This window comes from Streptomyces sp. NPDC006997, from assembly GCF_040635175.1.
GTDB lineage: Bacteria > Actinomycetota > Actinomycetes > Streptomycetales > Streptomycetaceae > Streptomyces.
The window spans coordinates 82,433-98,058 of the sequence record NZ_JBEYHH010000021.1 but is presented as its reverse complement, the minus strand read 5'-3'; the positions used below and the strand labels follow the sequence as shown (position 1 = coordinate 98,058).

At 77.0% G+C, this 15,626-nt stretch carries 14 protein-coding genes; 12 read left to right on the top strand and 2 right to left on the bottom strand.

Features of this window, described 5'->3' with window-relative positions; all coding sequences use genetic code 11:
- Positions 1–101 precede the first annotated feature (101 nt).
- The 11 genes from ABZ659_RS21960 (at position 102) to ABZ659_RS21910 (ending at position 11,514) form a co-directional block, all read left to right on the top strand.
- The gene (locus ABZ659_RS21960) at positions 102–1,742 is read left to right on the top strand and encodes a carbamoyltransferase C-terminal domain-containing protein (RefSeq protein WP_360222572.1); all 1,641 of its coding nucleotides are present in this window, start codon (positions 102–104) and stop codon (positions 1,740–1,742) included.
- Entirely contained in the window at positions 1,739–2,737 is a 999-nt protein-coding gene (locus ABZ659_RS21955; RefSeq protein WP_360222569.1) for a glycosyltransferase, read from the top strand. The genes ABZ659_RS21960 and ABZ659_RS21955 overlap by 4 nt, the downstream gene beginning before the upstream one ends.
- Positions 2,734–3,270, top strand: a complete 537-nt coding sequence (locus ABZ659_RS21950) for an HAD family hydrolase (protein WP_360222566.1) — start codon at positions 2,734–2,736, stop codon at positions 3,268–3,270. Before ABZ659_RS21955 ends, ABZ659_RS21950 begins: the two co-directional genes overlap by 4 nt.
- Positions 3,267–4,253: a glycosyltransferase family 9 protein gene (locus ABZ659_RS21945; RefSeq protein WP_360222563.1), complete on the top strand. Its 987-nt coding sequence runs from the start codon at positions 3,267–3,269 to the stop codon at positions 4,251–4,253. The genes ABZ659_RS21950 and ABZ659_RS21945 overlap by 4 nt, the downstream gene beginning before the upstream one ends.
- Positions 4,250–5,188, top strand: a complete 939-nt coding sequence (locus ABZ659_RS21940) for a glycosyltransferase (RefSeq protein WP_360222560.1) — start codon at positions 4,250–4,252, stop codon at positions 5,186–5,188. The genes ABZ659_RS21945 and ABZ659_RS21940 overlap by 4 nt, the downstream gene beginning before the upstream one ends.
- Positions 5,185–6,405, top strand: a complete 1,221-nt coding sequence (locus ABZ659_RS21935; protein WP_360222557.1) for a glycosyltransferase — start codon at positions 5,185–5,187, stop codon at positions 6,403–6,405. The genes ABZ659_RS21940 and ABZ659_RS21935 overlap by 4 nt, the downstream gene beginning before the upstream one ends.
- On the top strand, positions 6,405–7,001 hold the full coding sequence (locus tag ABZ659_RS21930) for an SIS domain-containing protein (RefSeq protein ID WP_360222554.1): 597 nt from the start codon (positions 6,405–6,407) through the stop codon (positions 6,999–7,001). The genes ABZ659_RS21935 and ABZ659_RS21930 overlap by 1 nt, the downstream gene beginning before the upstream one ends.
- Complete coding sequence (gene rfaE2 / locus ABZ659_RS21925; protein ID WP_360222551.1) at positions 6,994–8,463, top strand: D-glycero-beta-D-manno-heptose 1-phosphate adenylyltransferase; 1,470 nt, start codon at positions 6,994–6,996, stop codon at positions 8,461–8,463. Before ABZ659_RS21930 ends, rfaE2 begins: the two co-directional genes overlap by 8 nt.
- Complete coding sequence (locus ABZ659_RS21920) at positions 8,460–9,449, top strand: glycosyltransferase family 9 protein (RefSeq protein WP_360222548.1); 990 nt, start codon at positions 8,460–8,462, stop codon at positions 9,447–9,449. Before rfaE2 ends, ABZ659_RS21920 begins: the two co-directional genes overlap by 4 nt.
- A gap of 305 nt (positions 9,450–9,754) precedes the next feature.
- Complete coding sequence (locus tag ABZ659_RS21915; RefSeq protein ID WP_360222545.1) at positions 9,755–10,621, top strand: glycosyltransferase; 867 nt, start codon at positions 9,755–9,757, stop codon at positions 10,619–10,621.
- Positions 10,618–11,514: a glycosyltransferase family 2 protein gene (locus ABZ659_RS21910; protein WP_360222542.1), complete on the top strand. Its 897-nt coding sequence runs from the start codon at positions 10,618–10,620 to the stop codon at positions 11,512–11,514. Before ABZ659_RS21915 ends, ABZ659_RS21910 begins: the two co-directional genes overlap by 4 nt.
- On the opposite strand, the gene ABZ659_RS21905 is transcribed toward ABZ659_RS21910, so the two are convergent.
- A complete protein-coding gene (locus ABZ659_RS21905; RefSeq protein ID WP_360222539.1) occupies positions 11,502–12,452 on the bottom strand; it encodes a polysaccharide pyruvyl transferase family protein in 951 nt (316 codons plus the stop codon). The two genes, ABZ659_RS21910 and ABZ659_RS21905, sit on opposite strands and share 13 nt — an antisense overlap.
- Before the next feature lie 178 nt (positions 12,453–12,630).
- Here ABZ659_RS21905 and ABZ659_RS21900 point away from each other — a divergent pair, with 178 nt between their 5' ends.
- Positions 12,631–13,497: an SDR family oxidoreductase gene (locus ABZ659_RS21900; protein ID WP_360222713.1), complete on the top strand. Its 867-nt coding sequence runs from the start codon at positions 12,631–12,633 to the stop codon at positions 13,495–13,497.
- A gap of 10 nt (positions 13,498–13,507) precedes the next feature.
- Here the strand turns inward: ABZ659_RS21900 and ABZ659_RS21895 are convergent, their stop codons facing one another.
- On the bottom strand, positions 13,508–15,619 hold the full coding sequence (locus ABZ659_RS21895; RefSeq protein ID WP_360222536.1) for a SpoIIE family protein phosphatase: 2,112 nt from the start codon (positions 15,617–15,619) through the stop codon (positions 13,508–13,510).
- Positions 15,620–15,626 lie beyond the last annotated feature (7 nt).

The window sequence follows — 15,626 nt, the reverse complement described above, 5'->3', positions numbered from 1 at the left end:
GGCTCATACGGGGTGAAGTTGTCTTCAAGTGTTTGAGACAACCTCAAAATGGCACCCGCGTTAGCCGAGTCCCCCGCACGCCGTACGGGACGGAGCACCCCATGCGCATCCTTGGTATCAACGCCCTGTTCCACGACCCGGCCGCCGCCCTGGTCGTCGACGGCCGGACCGTCGCGGCGGCCGAGGAGGAGCGCTTCAGCCGCCGCAAGCACGGCAAACGCCCGGTGCCGTTCTCCGCCTGGGAGCTGCCCGAGCTGTCGGCCCGCTGGTGTCTGGAGCACGCCGGACTGCGCGCCGACGAGCTGGACGCCGTCACGTACTCCTACGACCCGGCGCTCGCCCGGCCCGCCCGCGACCAGGGCCTCGACGACCCGTGGGACCCGCTGCGCCAGGAGTACGCGCGCCGCGCCCCCGAGTTCCTCGCCGAGGCGCTGCCGGGGCTCGACCCCGAGAAGGTCGTCTTCGTGCCGCACCACGTGGCGCACGCCGCCTCCGCCGCCCCCGCCTCCCCGCACCCCGACAGCGCCGTCCTCGTCCTGGACGGCCGGGGTGAGGCCGCCTCCCACCTCGCCGGGCGCTACCAGGACGGCCGCCTGCGCACGCTGGCCGCGCAGGCGCTGCCGGACTCCCTCGGCCTGGTCTACGAGGAGCTGACCGAGCACCTGGGGTTCCTGCGCAGCAGCGACGAGTACAAGGTCATGGCGCTCGCCTCCTACGGCAAGCCCCGCTTCCTCGACCAGCTGCGCCAGTACGTGCACGCCACCGGCGACGGCGGCTTCCGCGCGCACGGCGTCGAGTGGGCCGAACTGGCGCCCGCCCGCGCGCCGGGCGAGCCCTGGACTCAGGACCACGCCGACCTCGCCGCCAGCACCCAGGCCGTGCTGGAGGAGACCCTCCTGGAGCTGGCGACCTGGCTGCACACCGAGGCGGGCGGGGACGCCCTCGCCCTGGCGGGCGGCGTCGCGCTGAACTGCGTCGCCAACTCGAAGATCGCCGCGCGAGGCCCGTACCGGCACGTGTGGGTCCAGCCCGCCGCCGGGGACGCCGGGACCGCCCTCGGGAGCGCCCTGCACCTGACCGGGCGGCCCGAACCCATGCCCGGCGCCGACCTCGGGCGCGGCTGGAGCGACGAGGAGCTGCGGGCCTGGCTGGACGCCGCCGCCGTACCGTACGAGCTGCCCGACGACATCGCCGAGACGGTCGCGGAGGAACTGGCCGGGGACGGGGTCGTCGCCTGGTTCCAGGGCCGGAGCGAGTACGGGCCACGCGCGCTCGGGCACCGGTCGCTGCTCGCGCACCCCGGGCGGGCGGAGAACCTGGAGCGGCTCAACGGCGTCAAGGGGCGCGAGGAGTTCCGGCCGGTCGCGCCGATGGTGCTGGCCGAGCGGGCGCCGGAGCTGTTCGAGGGGCCGATGCCGAGCCCGTACATGCTCTTCGTGCACGACGTCGCACGGGAGTGGCGGGACCGCATCCCGGCCGTCGTGCACGTCGACGGCACCGCCCGCATCCAGACCGTCGACGAGCGGCGGGAGCCGCTGGTGGCACGGATGCTGCGCGGCTTCGAACGGCGCACCGGGCTGCCCGTCGTCGTCAACACCAGCCTCAACACCGCCGGGCGCCCCATGGTCGACGACCCGCGCGACGCCCTGGAGTGCTTCGGCTCGGCGCCGGTGGACCTGCTGGCCGTCGGGCCGTTCGCGGTGCGCCGGGGACGGGCCTACGGAGGGAGCGGCCGGATATGACCGACTACGCCGTGGTGATCCCCACCCTGGTGCGGGACACCCTCGCCGACTGCCTCGCCGCGCTCGCCGCCGCGACCGGGCCCAAGCCACGGGAGATCGTCGTCGTCGACGACCGGCCCGACCCCGACCGCGCCGACCTCCAGCACCCGCTGAGCGTCCTGGGCGACCTGCGCGACCGGACGACCGTGCTGCGCGGCGGGGGACGGGGGCCCGCCGCCGCCCGCAACACCGGGACGCGCGCCGTCGCCTCCCCGTGGGCCGCGTTCCTCGACGACGACGTCCAGGTGGGCCCGCACTGGTGCGAGCAGCTCACCCAGGACCTCGACGAGGCGGGCCCCGACATCGCGGGCGTCCAGGGCGTCATCGCCGTACCCCTGCCCGGGGCGCGCCGCCCGACCGACTGGGAACGCAACACCGCCGCCCTCGCGCGGGCCCGCTGGATCACCGCCGACATGGCCTACCGCACCGACGCCCTCAAGCAGGTCGACGGCTTCGACGAACGCTTCCCGCACGCCTTCCGCGAGGACGCCGACCTCGCGCTGCGGCTCCTGGACGCGGGCTGGCGCATCCGGCAGGGCCGCCGCACCACCCGGCACCCCGTGCGCCCCGCCGACCGCTGGGTCTCCCTGCGCTCCCAGCGAGGCAACGCCGACGACGCGCTGATGCTGCGGCTGCACGGGCCGAACTGGTGGCACCGGGCCGTCGCGCCGCGCGGGCGGCTGCGCGGGCACCTCGCCGTCACCGGGGCGGGCGCCGCGGCCGTGGCGCTGGCGCTGACCGGGCGCCGCCGGGCCGCCACGGTCGCCGCGACCGGGTGGGCGCTCGGTACCGCCGAGTTCGCCTGGTCGCGGATCGCGCCGGGGCCGCGCACCCGCCACGAGGTCACGACCATGGCCGTCACCAGCGCGCTGATCCCGCCGCTGGCCAGCTGGCACTGGCTGACCGGACGGTGGCGGTACCGGAACGCCCCGCCCTGGCGGGAGGTGGCGCGATGACCGTGCGGACCGTGCTGTTCGACCGGGACGGCACCCTCGTCGAGGACGTCCCCTACAACGGCGACCCGGCGCTCGTCCGCCCGGTCCCCGGGGCCGAGGCCGCGCTGGCGCTGCTGCGGTCGCGGGGCGTGCGCACCGGCGTCGTCACCAACCAGTCCGGGATCGCCCGCGGGCTGCTCACCGAGGGCGAGGTGCGCAAGGTCAACGAGCGGGTCGACGCCCTCCTCGGGCCGTTCGACGTGTGGGCGGTGTGCCCGCACGGGCCCGACGACGGCTGCCACTGCCGCAAGCCCGAACCGGGGCTCGTGCTGTGGGCCGCGGGACGGCTGTGCACCCACCCGGCCGACTGCGCCGTGGTCGGTGACATCGGCGCCGACGTCGAGGCCGCCCGGCGGGCGGGCGCACACGGGATCCTCGTACCGAACGGCACGACCCGGCCGGAGGAGACGGCCGCCGCCGAGCACGCGGAGCCCGACCTCGCCTCGGCGGTGCGGGCCCTGCTCGCCCCCCGGACCCCGGGGAGGCCGGTGTGAAGGCCCTCGTCGTCCGGCTGGACAGCTTCGGGGACGTGCTCCTCGCCGGGCCCGCCGTCCGCGCCGTCGCCGCCCGCGCCGACTCGGTGACGGTGCTGTGCGGACCGCTCGGCGCGCCCGCCGCCCGGATGCTGCCCGGCGTCGACGAGGTCGTCGTCTGGGACGCCCCCTGGGCCGGGTTCACGCCGCCGCCGGTGCGCCCCGCCGAGATCACCGGACTGACCGGGCGGATCGACGCCGACACGGCGCTCATCCTGACCTCCTTCCACCAGTCCCCGCTGCCCACCGCCCTGCTGCTCCGGCTCGCCGGGGTCGCCCGGATCGCCGCGGACAGCGAGGACTACCCCGGGTCCCTGCTCGACGTACGGCACCACCGCCCCCCGCACGCCCACGAGGTGGAGGCGGCGCTGGAGCTGGCGGCGGCGGCCGGGTACCCGGCCGTGGACGACGGGCTGCCGCGCGTGCTGCCGCCGCCCGACACCACCGCGCTGACCGGTGCCGGGCCGTACGTCGTCGTCCACCCCGGCGCGAGCGTCCCGGCCCGCGCCTGGAGCGCCGGGCGGTGCGCCGAGGCCGTGGCCGAGCTGACGGCGGCCGGGCACCGGGTGGTGGTGACCGGCGGCGCGGGGGAGCGGGAGCTGACCGCGCGGGTCGCGGGCGGCGACGCGCTCGACCTCGGCGGGCGCACCGGCGCCCCCGCACTCGCCGGGGTGCTCGCCCGCGCCGCCGCCGTCGTCACCGGCAACACCGGTCCCGCGCACCTCGCCGCCGCCGTCGGCACCCCCGTCGTCTCCCTGTTCGCTCCCGTCGTACCCGCCGAACGCTGGCGGCCCTACGGCGTCCCCTACGTGCTGCTCGGCGACCAGGACGCGCCGTGCGCCGGCAGCCGCGCCCGCAGGTGCCCCGTGCCGGGCCACCCGTGCCTGGAGACGGTGACCGCCCAGGACGTCCTGGTCGCAGTGGAGAAGGTGATGCAGCCGTGAACATCCTCATCTGGCACGTGCACGGCTCCTGGACCACGTCCTTCGTCCAGGGCCCGCACACCTACCTGGTCCCCGTCACCCCCGACCGCGGACCCGACGGCCTCGGCCGCGCCCGCACCTTCGACTGGCCGGACAGCGTCGTGGAGGTGGCGCCGGAACGGCTGCGGGACACCGACATCGATGTCGTCGTCCTCCAGCGCCCCCACGAACCCGCCCTCGTCGACCGGTGGCTGGGCCGCCGGCCGCCGCTGGTCTACCTGGAGCACAACGCCCCGCACGGCAACGTCCCCGACACCCGGCACCCGGCCGCCGACATCCCCGGCGTCACCCTCGTCCACGTCACCCACTTCAACCGGCTGATGTGGGACAACGGCGCCCTCCCCACGGAGGTGATCGAACACGGCGTCGTCGACCCCGGGCACCGCTGGAGCGGGGAGCTGCCGCGGGCCGCCGTCGTCGTCAACGAACCCGTCCGCAGGGGCCGTACCACCGGCACCGACCTGCTGCCCGCGTTCGCCCGCGCCGCGCCGCTCGACGTGTTCGGCATGGGCACCGAGCGGCTCACCACCCTGCCCGAACCCTGCCGCACCCATGAACTCGCGCAGGCCGACCTGCACACCGAGATGGCCCGGCGCCGCCTCTACCTGCACCCCGTGCGCTGGACCTCCCTCGGGCTGTCCCTGCTGGAGGCCATGTTCCTCGGGATGCCGGTGGTCGCGCTCGCCACCACCGAGGTCACCGAGGCGGTGCCGCCCGGCGCCGGGGTGGTCTCCAACCGCGTCGACGTACTGACCGACGCCGTACGGGACTTCGTCGCCGACCCGCTGCACGCGCGCGTGGTCGGCGACGGGGCCCGCGCGGCGGCACTCGCCCGCTACGGGCTGACCCGCTTCCTGGACGACTGGGAGCGGCTGCTGAAGGAGGTGACCCGATGAGGATCGCCATGGTGTCCGAGCACGCGAGCCCGCTCGCCGCGCTCGGCGGCCCCGACGCCGGGGGCCAGAACGTGTACGTGGCCCGCCTCACCGAGGAGTTGGCGCGCCGCGGCCACGACGTGACCGTCTACACCCGGCGCGACGCCGCCGACCTGCCGGTGCGGGTGCCGCTGCCCGGCGGCGGGACCGTCGAGCACGTGCCCGCCGGGCCGGCGGCCCCGCTGCCCAAGGACGAGTTGTTCGAGCACATGCCCGGCTTCGGCGCCTCCCTGGCGCGCGCCTGGGAGCAGGAGCGGCCCGACATCGTGCACGCGCACTTCTGGATGTCCGGCATGGCCGCCCAGATCGGCGCCCACCCGCACGCCGTCCCGGTCGTGCAGACCTACCACGCCCTCGGCACCGTCAAGCGGCGCCACCAGGGCCGCCGGGACACCAGCCCGTACGAACGCATCGGCGTGGAGCGGCAGATCGGCCGCACCTGCCACCGCGTCCTGGCGACCTGCACCGACGAGGTGTACGAACTCGCCGACCTCGGCGTGCCGCCCCGGCAGGTGTCCGTGGTGCCGTGCGGTGTGGACGTCCAGCACTTCCGGCCCGGCACCGGACGGGAGAAGGGCCTCCCCGGCCGTCACGCCCGCCACCGGCTGCTGTCCTGCGGACGCCTGGTCCGCCGCAAGGGCTACGACCAGGCCATCCGCGCGCTCACCCGGATCCCCCGCGCCGAACTGCTCATCGCGGGCGGCCCGCCGCCCGGACTGCTCGACACCGAACCCGAGGCGGAGCGGCTGCTGCGGCTCGCCGACCGGCACGGCGTCGCCGACCGGGTACGGCTGCTGGGCGCCGTCGACCCCGCGCGGATGCCCGCGCTGCTGCGCAGCGCCGACCTCGTGCTGTGCACCCCCGTCTACGAGCCGTTCGGCATCGTCCCGCTGGAGGCGATGGCGTGCGGCGTGCCCGTCGTCGCCACCGACGTCGGCGGACACCGCGACTCCGTCGCCGACGGCGTCACCGGACGCCTCGTCCCGCAGGGCGACCCCGGCGCGCTGGCCGCCGTCACCCGCGAACTCCTCGCCGACCCCGAACTGCGCCACCGCTACGGCGACGCGGGCCGCGCACGCGTCCTCGCCCGCTTCACCTGGCAGCGGGTCGCGGACGGCGCCGAGCAGGTGTACCGGCACGTCACGGTCGGGCACGCGATGTCGACGGAGGTGGCGTGATGAGCGTCGAGGCCAACCCCCTGGCCGCGCACTGCGACGAACTGAGCGACGCCATCGCGGAGTTCCGCCGCTCGGTGGCGGTCACCCAGCGGTGGGGCGAGCGGCTCGCCACGGTGCTGCGCGGCGGCGGGCGGCTGCTCGCCGCGGGCAACGGCGGCAGCGCCGCGCAGGCCCAGCACCTGACCGCCGAACTCGTCGGCCGCTACCGCGCCGACCGGCCGCCGTTCTCCGCGCTCGCCCTGCACGCGGACACCTCAAGCACCACCGCCATCGCCAACGACTACGGCGTCGACGAGGTCTTCGCCCGCCAGGTCCGCGCCCACGGCCGCCCCGGCGACGTGCTGATGCTGCTGTCCACCTCCGGCGCCAGCGCCAACCTGCTGTCCGCCGCCGACGCGGGCCGCGCGGCGGGCTGCGAGGTGTGGGCGCTCACCGGACCCGCGCCCAACCCGCTGCTCGCGGGCAGCGACGAGGCGCTCTGCGTGGCCGCCGGGTCGACGGCGACCGTGCAGGAACTGCACCTGGTCGCCGTCCACATGGTCTGCGAGGCGTTCGACGCGGCCGTCGACGGCGCCGACGGGAGGGCCCATGGCTGACAAGGCACCCCTCGTCGTGGTCGGGGACGCCCTCCTCGACCACGACCTCACCGGAACCGCCGAACGCCTCGCCCCCGACGCGCCCGTCCCCGTCGTCGCCGACTGCGCGCGACGGCGACGGCCCGGCGGCGCCGCCCTCACCGCGTACCTCGCCGCCCGCGACGGCCGCGAGGTCACCCTGGTCACCGGCCTCGGCGACGACGGGGCCAGCCAGGAACTCCGCGCCCTCCTCGACGGACACGTGGAGGTGGTGCCGCTGCCGCTGACCGGCGCGCTGCCCGAGAAGACCCGGGTGCTCGCCGGGGACCGGCCCGTGGTCCGCCTCGACCGCGGCGACGGCCGCACCCGCGAGGCCACCGACACCGCGCGCGAGGCGATCCGCCGCGCCCCGGCCGTCCTCGTCTCCGACTACGGCCGCGGCGCCGCCGACGCCGTCCGCGACACGCTCGCCGCGCACCCGCCGCTGGTCTGGGACCCGCACCCGCGCGGCGGCCCGCCCGTCCCCGGCACCCGCCTGGTCACCCCCGCCGAGAAGGAGGCCCGCGCCTTCGCGGAGGTCGGCGAGGGCCTGCGCGCCGTCGCCCACGGGGCCGCCGCGCTCGTACGACGCTGGCGGGCCGCAGCCGTCACGGTCACCCTCGGCCCGCGCGGCGCCCTGCTCTCCTACGGCGAGCACCCGCTGCTCGTCCCCGCGCCCGTCGCCCACCACGGCGACGCCTGCGGCGCGGGCGACCGGTACGCCGCGACCGCCGCCGGGCTGCTCGCCGACGGGGTGCTGGTGGAGGAGGCGGTGGCGGGGGCCGTGACGGCGGCCACCGGGTTCGTCGGCGCGGGCGGCGCCGGGGCGGCGCTGCGGCGGGAGCGGGCCGCGCTCCCGGCCGCGGACCCGTACGCGCTCGCCGAACGGGTGCGCGCCACCGGCGGCACCGTCGTCGCCGCGGGCGGCTGCTTCGACCTGCTGCACGCCGGGCACGTCGGCCTGCTCCAGGCCGCCCGCCGCATCGGGGACTGCCTGGTCGTGTGCGTCAACTCCGACGCCTCCGTGCGCCGCCGCAAGGGCGACGGGCGTCCCGTCAACCCGCTCGCCGACCGCGTCCGCGTGCTGCGCGCCCTCGCCTGCGTCGACTCCGTCGCCGTCTTCGACGAGGACACCCCCGAACGCCTCCTGACCGCCCTGCGCCCCGACGTCTGGGTCAAGGGCGGCGACTACGCGGGCGCGGAGCTGCCCGAGGCCGCGCTGCTGGAGGAGTGGGGTGGGCAGGCGCTCCTCCTGCCCTACCTGGACGGCCGCTCGTCGACGGAGCTGCTGGCACGGGCGAGGGGCGGGGCGGCGGACGGGTCCGCCGCCGCCGCGCCGACCGGCGGGTGGGACGGCCCGGCCGGGCCGTCGGCGGCTGCCGCGCGGCAGGCGAGCGGCCGTGCCGAGGCGTCCGGTGGCTCCAGGGGAGAGGGTGCGCCGTGACCACCCGCCCCCGTCTCCTCGTCCTCCGTGCCCTCGGCCTCGGCGACCTGCTCGCCGGGGTGCCCGCGCTGCGGGCGCTGCGACGCGGGTTCCCGGAGTACGAGGTGGTCCTCGCCGCCCCCGCCGAGCTGGCGCCCGTCGCCCAGGCGACCGGTGCCGTCGACCGGCTGCTCCCCGCCTCCGCGCCGGGGCGTGCCGTGCCCCGGGCGCTGGCGTGGACCGGGCCGCCGCCCGACGTCGCCGTGGACCTGCACGGCAACGGACCCCCCAGCCACCGGCTGCTGCAACGCCTGCACCCTCGCCGCCTGTTCGCCTTCGCGCACCCGGACACCCCCGAGATCGAGGGCCCGCCCTGGTACGCCGAGGAACACGAACGGGACCGCTGGTGCCGGCTGCTGACGGCCTACGGCGTCCACGCCGACGCCGCCGACCTGCGGCTGCCGCGCCCGCCCGGCCCCTCACCGGCGCCCGGCGCCGTCGTCCTGCACCCCGGCGCCGGGGCCCCGTCCCGGCAGTGGCCCGTCGAGCGGTACGCCACCGTCGCCCGCGCCCTGCGCGAGCGGGGACACCGGGTCGTGGTCACCGGGGGCGCGGGCGAGGCCGGGCTCGTGGCCCGCCTCGGCCAGCGGGCGGGGCTGACCGGCGCCGACCTGTTCGGCGGCACGCTCAGCCTGCCCCGGCTCTCCGCGCTCGTCGCCGACGCGGACGCCGTCCTCAGCGGCGACACCGGCATCGCCCACCTCGCGGTCGCCCACGGCACCGCCTCGGTGACGCTCTTCGGCCCCGTACCCCCCAGCCGCTGGGGCCCGCCCCCGCACCCACGCCACCAGGCCCTCTGGCACCCGGGCCCGGACGGCGACCCCCACGCCGACCACCCCGACCCGGCGCTGCTGCGCGTCCAGCCCGCCGAGGCACTGGACGCCCTGACCCGCGTCCACCAGACCGACCCCGGCCCCCGGGCCCTGGCCCGACAACCGGCGCCGTGAGCGACCGGCCCGCGCCCGCGTGGCCGAGGCCAGCACCGCGCTCGCCCGTGCCGGGCCCCGTCCGGGACCAGGCGACCGGCATCCTGGCCGACCGGCCCGCGCCCGCGTGGCCGACGTCCGCCCCGGACCGGGCAGCCGGAGCCCGGATCGCCGGGCCCGCGCCCCGGACCGGGCAACCGGCGTCAAGAAGGCCGGGCGGCCCGGGCCCCGGACCGGCAACCGGCGCCCGGATGCGCCGGGCCCGTCGCCCCACGGACGCCCTCCGCACCACCCCCCGCCCCCGACCCCCTGGACCGGCACCCGTCATGAGCACCGCACGCGTCGGCGTGGCCATCGCCACCCGGAACCGTTCCGACCGACTCGCCGTCACCCTCCGCCACCTCCTCGACCTGCCCGAACGCCCGCCCGTCGTCGTCGCCGACAACGCCTCCACGGACGGCACCCGCGCCCGGCTCGCCCGGGAGTTCCCGCAGGTCAAAGTGGTCGCCCTGCCGTCGAACCGGGGCGCCCTGGCCCGCACCCACGCCGTCCGGGCCCTGGACACCCCGTACGTGGCGTTCAGCGACGACGACTCCTGGTGGGCGCCCGGCTCCCTCGCCCGCGCGGCCGGGTACTTCGACGCCCACCCGAGGCTCGGGCTGCTCTCCGCCCGTACCCTCGTCGGCCCCGAGGAGACGCCCGACCCGCTCAACGACGTCCTGGCCAGCTCACCCCTGGGCCCCGCCGCCGACCTGCCCGGCACCCAGGTGCTCGGCTTCCTCGGCTGCGCCGCCGTCGTCCGCCGGGCCGCCTACCTCGACGCGGGCGGCTACCACCACCTGCTGTTCATCGGCGGCGAGGAGACCTGCCTCGCCTACGACCTCGCCGCCCGCGGCTGGGGCGTCGTCCACTGCCCGGACGTCACCGCCCACCACCATCCGTCGACCGGGCCCCGCCCGGAGCGCCCCGCCATGGTCCGCCGCAACGAGGTCCTCACCGCCTGGCTGCGCCGCCCCGTGCCGCACGCCGTCGCCCGCACCTGCCGACTGGCCGCCGAGGCCCGCCGCGAGGTCCCCGCCCGGCGCGCCCTGCGGGAGGCGGTCACCCGGCTGCCCGCCGCCCTGCACGCCCGCAGCCCGCTGCCCCCGCACCTGGAACGCGCCGCCCGGCTGCTGGAGGAGACGAGCCCATGACCGACCCGCGCACCTCCGTCGTCATCATCACCCACAACCGGTGCGCCGAACTCCTGCGCACCCTCGACCGCCTCGCCGAACTCCCCGAACGCCCCGAGGTGTTCGTCACCGACAACGCCTCCACCGACGGCACCGCGGACGCCGTCCGCCGCCACCACCCCCGGGTCCGGCTGCTGCGCGCCGCCACCAACCTCGGCGCGGTCGGCCGCAACGCGGCCGTGCGCGGGGTCCGCACGCCGTACGTGGCGTTCTGCGACGACGACTCCTGGTGGGCGCCCGGCGCGCTGTCCGGCGCCGCCGACCTGCTCGACCGCCACCCGGCGGTCGGCACGGTCACCGCCCGGATCGTCGTCGAACCGGACGGCACGGAGGACCCCATCGTGGCGGAGCTGCGCGGCTCGCCCGTGCCGGGCCCGTCCTGGCTGCCCGGTCCGGCGCTCGGGTCCTTCCTCGCCGCCGCGACCGTGCTGCGCGCCGACGCCTTCCGCACCGCGGGCGGCTTCCACCCCCGGCTGTGGCTGGGCGGCGAGGAGGAACTGCTCGCCGCCGACCTCGCGGCGAACGGCTGGTGGCTGACGTACGCCGACTATCTGACGATCCATCACCAGCCGTCGGTGCTGCGGGACTCCACCGTGCGGCGGGCGCACGGCATCCGCAACACGCTGTGGTTCACCTGGCTGCGCCGCCCGGCCGGACGCGCGCTGCGCCGCACCTGGTACCTGGCCCGCACCGTCCCGCGTGACGCCACCTCGCTGCGCGGCTTCGCGGAGGCCGCCGCCGCGCTGCCGTGGGTGCTGCGCGAACGCCGGGTGCTGCCCGCCGACGTGGAGGCCCGGCTGCGGACCCTCGAACACGCGCAGCGCGCCTCCACCGCCCGCCGCTACGTCGGCTGACCGAGCGGTGCGTCCAGCGCCGTCAGCAGCCCGTCCGCGCTGTCCGGCGCGCTGCCCTCGAGGAACTCGGCGCGCACCTGGCGCGCGGCCACCCGGCCGGACGTCAGGCACCACTCCCACCAGCGCTCCAGCAGCCGTCCGTCCAGCCGCTCCGCACCGATCAGCGCGGGCCAGCCGCAGGCGCGGGCCTGCGCGCTCACCTTGGCGCCGCCCGCGACCGGGTCGACGGCCAGCGCGGGCGTCCCGGCGCGCAGCGCCAGCACCAGCCCGTGCAGCCGGTCGGTGACGACCAGGTCGAGCCGGGCCAGCACCGACAGCAACTGGGCCGGGGTCGCGCTCAGCCGCCAGTCGTGGGCGTCGAGCCGGGTGTCCAGCTCCAGCCGCGCGCAGTCCCGCCCCGCCAGCCAGCCCGTCACCGTGCGGGCCACCTCGTCGTGCCGCCGCTGGGGGCCGTACTCGTGCTGCCCGTGGGTGAGGATCACCCCGACGACCGGCCGCACCGGGACCGCGGGCGCGCGCGCCGCCAGGTCCTCCACCGGCGCGGCGGCGGGGGCGTCGCGCGCCAGCACCCGGTGGAACCCGGCCACGGCCGCGCTGCCCGGGTCGACGACGGACGTGCCGACGGCGACCCGCACACAGTGCGCGAACCGCCGGTGCAACTCCTCGACCTGCGGCCCGTGCAGGGGGCCGCACACGAACACCAGATGGGTGTAGTCCTCGGCGCGCACGTCGTCCAGGTGCAGCGCGCCCGCCCGGAAGCCGGGGCTCCACACGACGTCGTACTCGGACCGAGCCCGGCGCAGGACGTCCTCCACCCGGCGCAGCGCCAGCACGTCACCGGCAGTGGCCTCCCCGTCCAGGAAGCTGAACCACCCGGCGACCAGGATCCGGCGCCGCGGCGGACGCCGCCGCGCCTCGGGCTGTCGTATCGCACGCACACTCACAGTGCCGACCGGGTGCCCAGCCCGCCCCCACCGCAACCCTCGCCACACCGGCCTTCGGCAGGGGGCCGTCCGGGCGTACCGCATCCGCTCCCGCCGCGGAACGGGAAGAGTCGGTAGAGACCGAAGCCGGGAGAACCGGAGGAAAGGTGCCACCGTGGCAGTTCCCGAGACCGTGACCACCAGTCCGCTGCGGGACCGCACGGTCGTCGTGACCGGCGCGGCACGGGGTGTCGGCGCCGCCGTCGCCCGCGCCGCCGCCCGGCGCGGCGCCCGGGTGGCCCTGCTCGGCCACGAGCTGCGGGCCCTGGACGCGGTCGCCGCGACCCTCCCCACCCCGACCCTGACCGTCGAACTCGACATCACCGACGCCCCGGCGCTCCACCGGGCCGCCCGGCGGGTCCGTACGGAACTGGGCACGCCGTCGGTCGTCGTCGCCAACGCGGGCATCGCGGAGGGCGGCCCGTTCGCCCTCGCCGACCTGGACCTGTGGCGCCGGGTGATCGACGTCAACCTCACCGGCAGCGCGTTCACCGCCCGCGCCTTCCTGGCCGACCTGGAGGCCACCAAGGGCTACTTCCTCCAGGTCGCCTCGATGGCCTCGTTCGGCGCCGCGCCGCTGATGAGCGCCTACTGCGCCTCCAAGTCGGGCGTGGAGGCGTTCGCGCACGCGCTGCGTGCCGAGGTCGCCCCGCAGGGCGTCGCCGTCGGCATCGCCTACCTGGGCTGGACCGACACCGACATGGTCCGCGACGCCGACCGCCACCCCGTGCTGCGGGAGCTGCGCCGCCACATGGGACCGGCCCGGCGGCTGCACTCCGCGGCCGACGTCGCCGACCGGCTCGTGCGGACCGTGGAACGCCGCCGCACCGCCGTGTACGTGCCCGGCTGGCTGCGCCTCGGCCAGGCGGCGCGGGCCGCGCTGCCCCCGGTGGTGCTGCGGGTATCCCGCTGGGAACTGCCCCGGCTGTCGGCGCGGGAGCCGTTCCTGCCGACCGGCAGACTGGGCGCGGGCGGCCATGCGGACGCCGGGGTCCCGTGACCCCGTGCGGTTACGGCGGGTCCTGGATCCGGGCCATGAGCAGGGCGACGTCGTCGTGGTCGTCGGGGTGGCGCAGACCGTGCAGCAGCAGGTCGCAGGTCTCCTCCAGGGAACCGTGGGGTTCGGTGAGGAAGCCCAGGAGGGTGTCGAGGCGGTCGTCGATGGGGTGGTGCCGGGTCTCCACCAGGCCGTCGGTGTAGAGGACCAGCAGGTCGCCGGGGCCGAGGCCGACGGTGGTCGTCTCGAAGGCGACGCCGCCGACGCCGAGCGGGGCCCCGGCGGGCAGGTCGAGCAGCGTGGGCGCCGCGCCGCGGCGGACCAGCGCGGGCGGCATGTGACCGGCGTTGGCGATCCGGCAGGCACGGGTGGCGGGGTCGTAGACGGCGTAGACGCAGGTGACGATGTAGTGCTCCAGGTCGCAGGTGATCTTGTCGAGGTGCTGGAGCACCTCCCCGGGGTCCAGGTCGAGGTCGGCGTAGGCGCAGGTCGCGGTCCGCAGGCGGCCCATGGTGGCGGCGGCGTCGATGCCGTTGCCCATCACGTCCCCGACGACGAGGACGGTCTTGTCGTCGCCCAGCGGGATCACGTCGTACCAGTCGCCGCCGACCTCGCTGGTGGCCTGGGCGGGCTGGTAGCGGGAGGCCAGCTCCAGGCCCGGGTGGTGCGGCGGGTGGTCCGGCAGCAGGCTGCGCTGGAGGGTGAGCGAGGTGTTGCGCACGCTCTGGAACCAGCGCGCGTTGTCGATGGCCACCGCCGCCCGCCCGGCCAGCTCACAGGCGAGCAGCACGTCGTCCCGGTCGAACGGGACCGGGTTGCGGGTGCGCTTGAGGTCGAGGACGCCGAGCACCTCGCCGTGCGCGATCAGCGGCACCGCCAGGTAGGAGTGCACGCCCGCGCGGGCCAGCAGCGCGGTGGCCTCCGCGTCCCGCGCGATCCGCGGCAGGTCGTGGCGGCCGACGCGCTCCACCAGCACCGGCCGCGCGGTGTGCACACAGAGCGTGACCAGGCGGTCGCCGTCGTACGCGGCCAGGTCGCCCGGCGCGTCGGCGGCGCTCACCGCGACCGTGGGGTGCGCCGCCTTCAGCGCCAGCGCCCGGAACAGCTCCGGGCCGTTGTCCGGCCTGCGGGCGCGGCGGCAGGCCAGCGCCGCGTCCAGGACGTCCACGGCGGCCACGTCGGCGAGTTCGGCGGTGGCGATGTCGGCCAGCTCCCGGGCGGTCAGGTCGACCTCCAGGCTCGTGCCGACCTTCGCGGAGGCTTCGGCGATCAGCGCGAGACGGCGGCGGGCCCGGTCGGCCTCGGCCGCCACACGGTGCCGCTCGGAAACGTCGACGACCGACGTGGCCGCGCCCAGCACCCGGCCGCCGGGGTCCTCCAGGCGGTAGAACGACAGTGACCAGGCGTGCTCGTGGTCCGGGTCGGCGGGCGGGCGGCCCACGTGGTACTGGTCGAGCAGCGGCGTCCCGGTGGCCAGCACCTGGCGCAGCGCCGACTCCACGGTGTCGACGTCGGGCAGCGCAGGGGTCTCCCGCAGATGGCGGCCGATGTGGTCCTCGGCGGGGATGCCGTCGATCCGCTCCAGCGCCGGGTTGACCAGGCGGTAGCGCAGGTCGGGGTCCATCAGGGCCAGCCCGATGGGGGACTGGTTGATCAGCCGCTCGCACAGCGCCAGATCGGTCTCGACGCGTTCCAGCAGGGCGTGGTCGGCCGCGATGCCGAGGGCGTAGACGTCGCCGAGGTCGTCCGTCAGCCGCATGTTGCGGAACTCCGTGAGCCGGGTGGAGCCGTCCTTGTGCCGGACGGGGAACGCCCCCGCCCAGCTGCGGCCGGTCTCCAGCACCTCCGCGAACAGGCTCATCACCGCCTGGAGGTGCTCGGGGTGGATGAAGAGCCGCGCCGCGTACTTGCCCAGCGCCTCGTCCGCGCGGTATCCGAACAGCTCCCCGGCCTGCGGGGTCCAGAACACGATGCGGCCGTCGGCGTCGAGGACCACCGCGGCGACGCTCAGCACGTCCAGCAGACCGGTCGGCCGGGGCGGCTCCGCGTCGTGGGCCCCGTAGTCGCCGTACCCGCCGTGCTCCTCGGACTCGCCGTCCGCGGGTCGGAAGGATCCCGCTGTCATGACAGCA